Genomic DNA, 7822 nt, shown 5'->3' on the forward strand with positions numbered 1-7822 from the left:
GTCGATCACCACCAGCGCGGCGATGCGCGAGATGGTCGGGGTGTAGACGCTGGTGTTCTCCAGCGTCTCGGCCACCAACGCCACGTCGCTGTAGGGTACCAGCGGCGAATCCGTGCCGGTCAGGCAGATCACCTTGGCGCCGTTCTCGCGCGCGGTCCGTGCCACCTCGATGATCGAGCGGGTGCGGCCGGTGTTGGAGATCACCACCGCCACATCGCCCGGCTGCATCATCGACGCCGCCATGATCTGCTGATGGGAATCGAGCTCGGCCGAGCACGGCACGCCGAACAGCGGGAATTTCTGCTGCGCGTCCCGGGCGACGATGCCGGAGGCGCCGAAGCCGAAGAAGGCGATCGACCGGGCCTTCTCCAGGATCGCCACCGCCGCCTCGATCGCCGCCTTGTCGAGATGGTTCCGCGCCCAGTCCAGGCTGGACAGGGTGTAGTCGAAGATCTTGTCGACCACCGTGGCCGGGGTGTCGGTGTCGTGCAGCACGGAATGGGTCGCCGGCAGGCCCAGCGCCAGGCTGTGCGCCAGGCGCAGCCGGAACTCCTGGTAGCCGGCGCAGCCGATGGCGACGCAGAAGCGGATCACCGTCGGCTGGCTGACCTCGGCCAGAAGCGCCATCTCCGCCACCGTCGCCTTGAGCACGCGCGCCGGATCGGCCAGCACCGCGTCGGCGACCTTGCGGTCCGACTTGCGCAGCTCGGGCCGCAGCGTGCGCACCACCTCGAGGATGTTGGCCGTGGCGGGGCGGTCGGTCGTGTCCATGGCCGCAGCCTACCCCTTCGCGGCCTCGGCGGCGATGCGGGACAGGTCGTCGAAGCGCGGGCCTGCGGTCGGGATCGGGATGCGGAAGACCTCGGCGATCACCTGGGTCCAGCCATGAATGAAATAGGTCCAGCCATCCTCGATGGTCAGGCCCTGCGCCGCCTGCTGCCGCCGGGCCTGGTCCAGGAACACCAGGTCGCCGCGATAGTTCAGGTCCCAGGCCAGCCCTTCTTTCGGGAACCGCCCGGCATCGGTCAGCGGCGATCCCGGCGCGTCCTTGCCCAGGCCGGTGGCATTGACCACCACCGAGCCCGGCTTGAGTCCGGCCAGCACCGAATCGTTGTCGGCCGGCGCCGGAGCCAGCACGTAGTCGACCAGCAGATCGGCCCCCATCTCGCCATGGATGCGGCGGATCTCGTCGAGCCGCGCCCTGCTGCGGTTCGAGACGACGATCCGCGACGGCCGGTCGCGTCGGGCCCGCATCGCGTGCCAGGTCAGGGCGATGGTGGAGCCGCCGGCGCCTATCGAGAACAGCTCCGCCCCGGTGTGGGCGAAATGGCCGTCCGGCACGAAGGCGTCGAAGGCGAGGCCCGACGAGATCGGGTCCTTGGCGTGGCAGACCAGCCGGCCGCCGGCCTTGGAGATGCAGCTGGTCTCGCCCATCAGTGCAGCATGCGGGTCGATCTCGTCGAACTGGTCGCCGCAGGCGTGGAACAGGTCGATCTTGTGGGTGGTGACCAGGGCGCCGAGCGACAGCGGATCGTCGCGCAGGAAGGCCACGGCCGCGCGATAGGCCGCCGGGTCGGCATGCAGCGGGAAGTCGATGCCGCGGATCACGGCGTCGTCCAGGCCGAGCGCACGGGCCCAGGCCGGGAACACCTTCATGATCGAGCTTTTGCCGGTGGTGACGCCGATGAAATACAGCGTCGGCTGGCTGGCGGGCTGATAGGCGGCCATGGTTCAGGCTCCCGCGAACAGAGCGTCGATCCGCGCCTGCGGCCGCGGCCGGTAGTCCGGGTTGTCGACCGCGACCCAGCCGCCGGCCCCGTCGTCGAGGATGCGCTGCCGCATGCCGCCGGCCTGCTCGATGATGCCGTAATCCTGCCCGGCATCGGCCGGGTAGCAGAAGCTCATCACCAGCTCGCCGTCCCCGACATTGACCGAGCGGTGGATCCACCAGGGCGGCACGTAGCAGATGGTGCGCGGCGTGATCTCGACGATGCGGATCTCGCCCGCCGGCGATTCCATCAGCATCAGGCCGCGCCCGGCCTCGCCGGTGTAGATCTCCGGCCGGTCGGCCCTGGCATGGATGTGGCCACGGGTCAGGAAGTATTCCCGCCCGATGCGGCCCGGCACCATGCGGGTGACGCCGAAGATCAGGTCTCCGGCCGCGGCGGAGGGCCGGTAGTCCTGCACCTCGTAGACGACCCGGTCGCCGCCTCCCGCCACCGCCGCCACGAAGGCCGCCGCGTCGCCGTAAAGGCCGGAGAGGTCGGAGAGGCGCTTGACGTAGCGCCCGGTCGCCCCCGAGAGGCTCCCATCGGTCACGCCGATGACGCATCGCCCCGGCTCGCGCAGCTGCATGGTTCGCTCCGATTTCGTAGCGCTACTACGTAGCCAGGATGAATGAGCCAGTTCTGGCGCCGTTTCAAGCGCCGATCTCAACAGAATCGAATTGACCGTCCGGCGATTAGGTACTTTAACTACCAAACCGGGTCGGAACAGGCCCGTCATCAGGGGAGGATCCGGATGTTCAAGACCGCGTTGACGGGGTGCCTGGCGACGACCGCCCTCCTGATCGGCAGCGCCCAGGCGGCGGACTGCATGATCGGCATCTCGATGAAGACGCTGAACGCGCCCTATTTCGCCGCGCAGGAGGCCGCGGCCAAGGACCAGGCCGCCAAGGCCGGCTGCCAGGTGGCCACGGCCGACGCCCAGAACGACATGGGCAAGCAGATCGGCGACGTCGAGGACATGGTGTCCAAGGGCGTCAACCTGCTGATCATCAACGCCGCCGACCCGCAGGGGCTGGTCCCCGCCATCAACGCCGCAGCCGCGGCGGGGGTGAAGGTGATCGCGATCGACAGCACAGTCGACCTCAAGGCCAAGTACATCACCCTGATCCAGTCCTCGAACGACCAGAACGGCTTCCAGGTCGGCCAGTGGCTGGCGCAGTCGACCGCCGGCAAGGACCTCAAGATCGCCCTGCTGTCCGGCGAGAAAGGCAATGTCGTCGGGCAGGAGCGCCGGCTGGGCGTGTTCCGCGGCCTGGTCGAGGGCCAACTGGTCAATGGCGGCAAGGTCAGCTTCGCCGTGGTCGGCCAGGGCTGGGGCGGCTGGACGCATGAGGGCGGGCTGAAGGCGATGGAGGACCTGCTGGTGGCCCATCCCGACATCAATGTCGTGCTCGGCGAGAACGATTCGATGGTGTTGGGCGCCCGCAAGGCGTTGGAGGCCGCGGGCAAGACGAAGGACGTGCTGCTGCTGGCCGCCGCCGACGGGCAGAAGGAGGCGCTCCAGTTGATCCAGGAAGGGCAGTACGGCGCCACCGGGCTGAACGACCCGGACCTGATCGCGCGCACCGCGGTCGATGTCGGCATGAAGGCGCTGGACGGGTCGCTGCCCGCCGATTTCCCGCGCGTCGACCTGACCACGCCCGCCGCCATCACCAAGGACAATGTCGGCAAGTACTACCGGCCGGACGCGGTGTTCTGATCCGGGTGGGCGGCGGTCGCCCCGCCGCCCTGCCCCTTCACGGCAAGGAGCGTCATGACCGATCTGGTGGATCTGCGCGGCATCGCCAAATCCTTCGGCGGCGTCCGGGCCCTGGCCGGGGTCGACTTCACGGTGCGGCCCGGCGAGGTGCACGCCCTGCTGGGCGAGAACGGCGCCGGCAAGTCGACGCTGATGCGGGTGCTGGGCGGCGAGATGCGAGCCGATGCCGGCGAAATCCGGATCGAGGGCCGGCCGGTCGTGTTCGGCGGTCCGCGCGAGGCGCTGGAGCGCGGCATCGCCGTGATCCATCAGGAGCTGGCGCTGGCGCCCGATCTGTCGGTGGCCGAGAACATCTTCATGCGCGAACTGCCGCGGGTGATCGGCTGGCGCGGCCTGAACCGCCGCGCCCGCGCCCTGATCGACCGGCTGGGCTTCGACATCGACCCGCGCCGCTTGGTCGGCGACCTGGCCGTGGCCCACCAGCAGGTGGTGGAGATCGCCAAGGCGCTGTCGCGCGATGTCCGCGTCATCGTCTTCGACGAGCCGACGGCGGTGCTGTCGGCCCGCGACGCCGAGCGGCTGCACCAGATCATCGCCGATCTGCGCGGCGCCGGCGTCGGCATCGTCTACATCTCGCACCGGCTGGAGGAGGTGTTCCGCATCGCCGACCGGATGACGGTGATGAAGGACGGCCGCACCGTCGGCACCGTGACGCCGCAGGAGGCCGGGATCGACGACGTCATCCGCATGATGGTCGGCCGCCCGCTCTCCGCCATGTTCGCCGACAAGTCCCGGCGCAAGCCCGGGGCGGAGGCGCTGCGGATCCAGAGCCTGCGCGCCGGCACAAGGGTGCGCGGCGTCAGCTTCGCGGTGCGGGCCGGCGAGATCCTGGGGCTGGGCGGGCTGGTCGGGTCCGGCCGCACCGAGACGGCGCGGCTGATCTTCGGCGCCGACCGGCGCGACGGCGGCGACATCTTCCGCAACGGCCGCAAGGTCGCCATCCGCTCCCCGCTCGACGCGGTGGCCGCCGGCATCGGGCTGGTGCCGGAGGACCGCAAGGGCCAGGGCGTGATCCTGGGCCTGTCGATCCGGGTCAACGCCACCATGGCGCGGCTGAAGCCGGTGGTGAACCCGCTGGGCTTCATCCGCCGCGGCGCCGAGAAGCGCCTGGTCGGCGACCTCGCCGGCAGCCTGCGGGTCAAAGCCGCCGGCATCGAGGCGCCGGTGTCCAGCCTGTCGGGCGGCAACCAGCAGAAGGTGGCGCTGGCCAAGTGGTTCCATGTCGGCGGCGAGGTCATCATCCTCGACGAGCCGACGCGCGGCGTCGATGTCGGCGCCAAGGCCGAGATCTACGCGCTGATCGAGCGCATGGCCGCCGAGGGCAAGGCGGTGATCGTGATCTCCTCCGAGCACCAGGAGCTGTTCGGCCTGTGCGACCGGGTGCTGGTGATGGGCGAAGGCGAGATCCGCGGCGAGCTGCCGCCGGAGCGTTACAGCGAGGAAAACCTGCTGTCGCTGGCGATGACCCGCCGCGACGGCGAGCTGAGGATGGCGGGCTGACGCATGACCACGACTGTAGCCGCAACGCCGGACACGCCGCGCAGCCGCACCGATATCGGCGAGCTGTTCCACCGCTACGGCACCTTCTGCATCTTCGTGCTGCTGATCGTCGGCGCCCATCTGATGTCGCCCGCCTTCCTGACCGAGCGGAACATCATGAACGTGCTGCGCCAGATCTCCAGCACCGGGATCATGGCGGTCGGCATGCTGCTGGTGATCCTGACCCGCGGCATCGATCTGTCGGTCGGGTCGGTCTCGGCGCTGGGCAGCGTGCTGTCGGCCTATCTGGTCGCCACCTGGCCGCCCGAGGCCTCGACCGCGCTGGTGGTGCTGGCCGGCGCCGGCTGCGGCCTGGTCACCGGCATCCTCGTCGCCTATCTGCGGCTGCCGGCCTTCGTCATGACCCTGGCGATGATGACCGCGGCGCGCGGCCTGTCGCTGATCATCTCCAACGGCCAGCCGATCCTGCTGGGCGACAGCGGCCAGGCCTTCACCGATTTCGGCGCCGGCTTCTTGTTCGGCGTGCCGCAGCCGGTGATCCTGATGTTCGCCGTCTTCATCGTCGGCGGGGTGGTGCTGGGCTTCACCAAATTCGGCCGCATCGTCCGGGCCATCGGCTCGAATGAAGAGGCGGTGCGCCTGTCCGGCATCGCGGTGCCGCGCTATGTCTGCGCCGTCTATGTCATCTCCGGCGCGCTGGCCGCCCTGGCCGGCATCATCTCCACCGCCCGGGCGGGGGTCGGCTCGGCCCAGGTCGGCGTCGGGGCCGAGCTGGCGGTGATCGCCGCGGTGGTGATCGGCGGCGCCAGCCTGATGGGCGGGCGCGGCGGCGCGGTCAACACGCTGCTGGGCGCCATGGTGATGGGGGTGATCGGCAACATCATGAACCTGGCCAATGTCCCGGGCTATCATCAGCAGGTCCTGATGGGCGCGATCATCGTGATCGCCGTGCTGCTGCAGCACGGCACGCGCTGGCTGCGCCGGCATTAGGCCTGCCGCACGGAGCCAAGATGACCCGCGACCTCGCCCTTTCGATCGATGTCGGCACCGGCAGCGCGCGGGCGGCGCTGGTCGACGGCGGCGGCCGGATCCTGGCCATCGCCGCGAAGGAGCACGAGCAGATCGTGCCGCAATTCGGCTGGTCGGAGCAGCGGCCGGCCGATTGGTGGGCCGGGGTCGTGCAGTCGGTGCGCATGGTGCTGGACGAGGTCGAGGGCGCCCGTTCCCGCATCGCCGCAATCTGCGCCTGCGGTCAGATGCACGGCACGGTGCTGGTCGACGACAGCGGCGCCCTGACCCGCGACACCGTCCCCTTGTGGAACGACAAGCGCACCCTCGACCTGGTCACGGCGTTCGAGCGCGACCATGCGCCGGACAGCTACCTGGCCGAGAGCGGTAACCCGCCGACGCCGGCCTGGCCCGGCTTCAAGCTGGCCTGGATCCGCGACCACGACCCCGAGGCTTGGCGCCGGACGGCGGCCGTGATGATGCCGAAGGACTATGTCAATTTCCGCCTGACCGGCGAGATCGCCATGGAGGCGACGGAAGGGTCCTGCAGCTTCCTGATGAACCCGGCGACGCGCGACTGGTCGCCGGCCATGATCGCGCTCCTGGGCCTGGACGGCTCCAAGCTGCCGCGGCTGCGCTCGCCGCTGGAGATCCTGGGCGGCGTCACCGCAGAGGCGGCCGCGGAGACCGGGCTGCTCAAGGGCACGCCGGTGCTGGTCGGCGGCGCCGACTATCCGACGGCTCTCCTGGGCTCCGGCGCCTGCCGGCCGGGGCTGGTCTCCGACGTCACCGGCACCTCCTCGATCATCACCCTGATCACCGAGGCGCCGCTGCTCGATCCCGAGATCTGCAACGTCGCCACGATCGAGGGCGGCTGGGGACCCTTCGTGCTGCTGGAGAGCGGCGGCGACGCCATGCGCTGGGCCCGCCGCGCCTTCCATGAGGGCACGCTGGGCTATTCAGAGATCGTCGCCAAGGCGGCCGAGGCCGCGCCGGGCGCCGGCGGCCTGTTCTTCCTGCCCTATCTGGTGGGCGAGCGGCTGGGCGCCCATCGCAACGCCCGGGCCCAGTTCTTCGGCCTCGGCGCCGGCCACGGCCTGGCCGAGCTGCACCGGGCGGCGCTGGAGGGCGTGGCCTTCGCCGTCACCCGCCACATCCGGGTGATGGAGGCGGCGTCGGGCCGGCCGCTGGACCGGCTGATCGCGTCGGGCGGCGGCGCCAAGACCGAGCTGTGGCTGAAGATCAAGGCCAGCGCCACCGGCCTGCCGATCCTGGTGCCGGAGGAGGCGGAGTGCGGCGTGGTCGGCTGCGCCGCCATGGTCGCCGCCGCCAGCGGCCGGTTCGGCACGGTGCAGGACGCGGCCGGGGCCTTCGTGCGCTACGGCGCCGAGATCTCGCCCGACCCCGCCTGGGCCGAGCGCTATGCCCGAATGCAGCCGGTCTTCGACCGGCTCTACCACCACAGCCAGGCGCTGTATGACGATTTGGACGGGATTACGGGGTAGCGCGTCAGAACATATCCCTCACCGTCATTGCGAGGAGGCGAAGCCGACGAAGCAATCCATGCCTCCGCTCTTGCGGATCGATGGATTGCTTCGCTGCGCTCGCAATGACGGTATGGGAAACTCAAACCGCATCCCACTCCGGCGCCAGGCCCTCCGGGCTGACCAGGCGGCCGTCGGGGCGGGCCAGGGCGTGGATCGCGGCCATCTCCTCGGCCGAGAGCGCGAAGTCGAAGATCGCCTGGTTGACTGCGGCGCGGGCATCG

Annotated in this window: 7 protein-coding genes and 1 pseudogene; 4 read left to right on the forward strand and 4 right to left on the reverse strand. The window is 70.2% G+C overall.

Annotated features, from left to right (window positions below; all coding sequences use genetic code 11):
• The 3 genes from ABDW35_RS26960 to ABDW35_RS26970 all read right to left on the reverse strand — a co-directional run.
• The coding region (locus ABDW35_RS26960; RefSeq protein WP_343716943.1) for an SIS domain-containing protein at positions 1-771 on the reverse strand (771 nt) is incomplete at its 3' end.
• 9 nt (positions 772-780) lie between these two features.
• Positions 781-1728 carry a hypothetical protein gene (locus ABDW35_RS26965; protein ID WP_343716944.1) on the reverse strand — a complete coding sequence of 316 codons (948 nt, stop codon included), beginning with the start codon at positions 1726-1728 and terminating at the stop codon, positions 781-783.
• Between the two features lie 3 nt (positions 1729-1731).
• A complete protein-coding gene (locus ABDW35_RS26970; protein WP_343716945.1) occupies positions 1732-2355 on the reverse strand; it encodes a glucose-6-phosphate isomerase in 624 nt (207 codons plus the stop codon).
• A gap of 165 nt (positions 2356-2520) precedes the next feature.
• On the opposite strand from ABDW35_RS26970, the gene ABDW35_RS26975 reads away from it, so the two are divergent.
• From ABDW35_RS26975 to ABDW35_RS26990, 4 genes are read left to right on the forward strand one after another with little or no spacing between them, the layout of a single operon-like run.
• Positions 2521-3486 carry a substrate-binding domain-containing protein gene (locus ABDW35_RS26975; RefSeq protein ID WP_343716946.1) on the forward strand — a complete coding sequence of 322 codons (966 nt, stop codon included), beginning with the start codon at positions 2521-2523 and terminating at the stop codon, positions 3484-3486.
• A 54-nt stretch (positions 3487-3540) separates the two neighbouring features.
• The gene (locus ABDW35_RS26980) at positions 3541-5046 is read left to right on the forward strand and encodes a sugar ABC transporter ATP-binding protein (protein ID WP_343716947.1); all 1506 of its coding nucleotides are present in this window, start codon (positions 3541-3543) and stop codon (positions 5044-5046) included.
• Positions 5047-5049: 3 nt separating this feature from the next.
• Positions 5050-6036 (forward strand): ABC transporter permease, encoded by a 987-nt coding sequence (locus ABDW35_RS26985; RefSeq protein ID WP_343716948.1) that lies wholly within the window; start codon positions 5050-5052, stop codon positions 6034-6036.
• Between the two features lie 20 nt (positions 6037-6056).
• Positions 6057-7559, forward strand: coding sequence for an FGGY family carbohydrate kinase (locus ABDW35_RS26990; protein WP_343716949.1), 1503 nt, complete (start codon positions 6057-6059; stop codon positions 7557-7559).
• Between the two features lie 121 nt (positions 7560-7680).
• On the opposite strand, the pseudogene ABDW35_RS26995 reads toward ABDW35_RS26990, so the two are convergent.
• Positions 7681-7822, reverse strand: a pseudogene (locus tag ABDW35_RS26995) (aldo/keto reductase); the annotation flags it as partial.

This window comes from Inquilinus sp., from assembly GCF_039594555.1.
Taxonomy (GTDB): domain Bacteria; phylum Pseudomonadota; class Alphaproteobacteria; order DSM-16000; family Inquilinaceae; genus Inquilinus.